Below are 2,742 nucleotides of genomic sequence, written 5' to 3'. Positions count from 1 at the left end.
TTAATCATAATGTGCCCTCAAACAAGATTTGAAGATCTGATCATGACATTGAGATTTAGTTCAAAAAAATCCCCGCTAATTTCTTAGCAGGGATTTGTGTATAAGAGACAGCTAATCAGCGCCTTTTTGCATTGTGGCTAAATACAAATTTAATGTTGATTGATCATGTGCGTTGCTAGTTGAGAGAATGATTGCTTTAAGCCTTCACGTAACAACGGGTTGTCTATTTCTATATCCAGCGTTTTATTCATGCAGTACATCCATTGATCACGCAATGCTTTATCTACAGTAAAAGGCATATGTCTTTTACGTAGCATTGGCTGGCCATGTTTTTCAGTAAATAGGTTCGGCCCGCCTAACCAACCAGATAAAAATTCAAAAAATACTTGGCGAATTCGATCTAATGGCAGAGGATGCATATCATATAACGGTTTAGCGTATTCATCTGACTCCATTATGTCGTAGAATCGATTGGAGATAGCACGCGCCCCTTTCTCTCCACCTATTATTTCATACGGTGTTTTTTCAGGAGTAGGAGCCTGTTGCTCGGGAGCTGGCTTAGATTTAGAGAAAAGTCGTTTAATCATACAATTTATCATCGTTAATAGGCAGTTTATGCTGCAAAGAGGTTGCTTTAAAATGGACAAATATGCGGTTTTTGGAAATCCAATTAAACATTCAAAATCCCCCGCGATACATAAACAATTTGCTGTATCACTGGGTGAGCAAATCGACTATCGCGCAATATTAGCACCTATCGATAACTTTGAAAAAACAGTATTGTCTTTTTTTGGGCAAGGTGGTGTTGGTGCTAACGTTACGATGCCATTTAAAGAGCAAGCCTATGCAATGGCTGATGAGCTTACGCCATTAGCTAAAATTGTAGGGGCTGTTAATACATTAAAAAAACGAGATGATGGCACATTACTCGGTGATAACACCGATGGTGTGGGCTTTGTAAATGATTTACTCGCTAATAAAGTAGCCATAACTAATAAACGTATTTTAATCATAGGTGCGGGCGGTGCTGCTCGAGGGGTTATTTTACCTTTGTTAGAGCATAACCCTCAGGAAATAATAATAGTTAATCGCACAGCACAAAAAGCCAAAGAACTCGCAGAGCTGTTTACTCAATATGGACCAGTATCTGGCTTTGGTTTTGATGATTTACCAGTAAGCGATTACTCACTAATAATAAACTCTACCTCTAGCAGTATGAATAACGAACTTCCAGCACTTGATAAAAAACACATAACTAACTGTGAAGTCGCTTATGACATGTTTTATTCACTGCAAAATACCATTTTTATGAATTGGGTTGCACAGCATAATATTAACGCTAAGCTTTTAGATGGCAGTGGCATGTTAGTTGGCCAAGCTGCTCAAGCATATTATGTATGGCGTAATAAAATGCCAAAAATACTTCCCGTCGTTGATGCGCTCAAACAAGGAACGCTTAAATGAATCAGGCAATACAATTTATAGATAGGCTAGAGTTTAGAGAGCCCGATCATCAGTTAGTATTTTTTGCACAAGTTAGTGGCATGCTGGTGGAGTGTGTAATAGAAGTAAATACACTTAAATTAACAGACGAAAGCCATGCAACAGAGTATTTTGAAAAGTATCGTTTTGATTACGAAGAACGTGCCGAGGAGCTTATCGAAGAAGAGAGCTATAACTCGGCAGGCCAAATTGAAGTAAGCTTATTAACTTAAATTAGCTATTTCAGCTAAATACTCATCTTTAAGTGATACGTAGTTATTGGCAGATATTTTTAAAAAGGCAAGTTCTTGCTCCGTTAGAGGGCGGGCTTGCTTAACCGGACTCCCTACATATAAGTAACCAGACTCTAAGCGTTTGTTTGGTGGTACCAAAGATCCCCCACCTATAATTACATCATCTTCAACAACCACGTTATCCATAATAATAGCGCCCATACCTACAAGTATACGGTTTCCTAATATACATCCGTGCAGCATTACCTTATGACCTACAGTTACATCGTCACCTATAATAAGTGGATAACCATCTGGGTTGCTTTTAGTTGCACGAGATAAATGCAATACACTGCCATCTTGTATATTGGAGCGTTTACCAATACGTATATAGTTAACATCGCCTCGGGCAGCTACTAAAGGCCAAACACTACTATTATCACCTAAAGTAATATCACCAACCAAAACTGATGACTCATCAATATAAACAGACGAATTAAACGAAGGAGTTACACCTTTATAAGAACGGATTGCCATATTTAGTACCTTTTAGATAATAGTTATTAGCTTTGAGTGTATCAGCAAGGTTATTTTTGTACCATAAAAGGCACCGTTTGGTTACAAAACTATCAGTTTCAGGGGGTTTAGTTCAGATACTGAGCGAAAAGCATCTTTTTTTACTTTTTCTTTAAAAAAGTACTTGCGTAAAAATCTGTTCTCCCTATAATGCGACCCCACTGAGACGGGATATGGCGACGCGCAGCGGACAACGCATAGCGAGGCACGAACTACTCAGAGAGTTAAATAAAACTTCGGTTTTAAATCTTCTAAAAAGAAAGTTTAAAACTAAGTGTTGACTCAAAAAATAAAGGGTGTATTATTCGCATCCCTTGAGACGCCAAAGCGACTCAAAACGTTCTTTAACAATATAAAGCAATCATCTGTGTGGGCACTCGTACAGATTGAGTTCTAACAGCCAACCTACTTAGGTAGCGAGGCAAACAAATTAGAGTCTCAATTGAAAACT

General features: G+C 38.2%; 4 protein-coding genes. 2 read left to right on the top strand and 2 right to left on the bottom strand.

The features are described from left to right. Positions 1-149: 149 nt before the first annotated feature. Complete coding sequence (locus H4J63_RS19595; protein WP_004335148.1) at positions 150-587, bottom strand: group II truncated hemoglobin; 438 nt, start codon at positions 585-587, stop codon at positions 150-152. A 52-nt stretch (positions 588-639) separates the two neighbouring features. On the opposite strand from H4J63_RS19595, the gene aroE reads away from it, so the two are divergent. Next, positions 640-1,464, top strand: a complete 825-nt coding sequence (gene aroE, locus H4J63_RS19590; protein WP_182198082.1) for a shikimate dehydrogenase — start codon at positions 640-642, stop codon at positions 1,462-1,464. Continuing rightward, positions 1,461-1,715, top strand: coding sequence for a DUF1488 family protein (locus tag H4J63_RS19585; protein ID WP_004335144.1), 255 nt, complete (start codon positions 1,461-1,463; stop codon positions 1,713-1,715). Before aroE ends, H4J63_RS19585 begins: the two co-directional genes overlap by 4 nt. On the opposite strand, the gene H4J63_RS19580 is transcribed toward H4J63_RS19585, so the two are convergent. Beyond that, positions 1,707-2,252: a gamma carbonic anhydrase family protein gene (locus tag H4J63_RS19580; protein WP_182198081.1), complete on the bottom strand. Its 546-nt coding sequence runs from the start codon at positions 2,250-2,252 to the stop codon at positions 1,707-1,709. The two genes, H4J63_RS19585 and H4J63_RS19580, sit on opposite strands and share 9 nt — an antisense overlap. Positions 2,253-2,742: the final 490 nt, after the last annotated feature.

Origin of the sequence: Pseudoalteromonas sp. 5Ae-yellow, from assembly GCF_014077565.1 — a bacterium.
Taxonomy (GTDB): Bacteria; Pseudomonadota; Gammaproteobacteria; order Enterobacterales; family Alteromonadaceae; genus Pseudoalteromonas.
This window is presented reverse-complemented; position numbering and strand designations above follow the sequence as displayed.

Coding starts and splice junctions, on each gene's coding strand:
- H4J63_RS19585 (WP_004335144.1), top strand. CDS start 1,461: ATGAATCAGGCAATACAATTTATAGATAGGCTAGAGTTTAGAGAGCCC.
- H4J63_RS19580 (WP_182198081.1), bottom strand. CDS start 2,252: ATGGCAATCCGTTCTTATAAAGGTGTAACTCCTTCGTTTAATTCGTCT.
- aroE (WP_182198082.1), top strand. CDS start 640: ATGGACAAATATGCGGTTTTTGGAAATCCAATTAAACATTCAAAATCC.
- H4J63_RS19595 (WP_004335148.1), bottom strand. CDS start 587: ATGATTAAACGACTTTTCTCTAAATCTAAGCCAGCTCCCGAGCAACAG.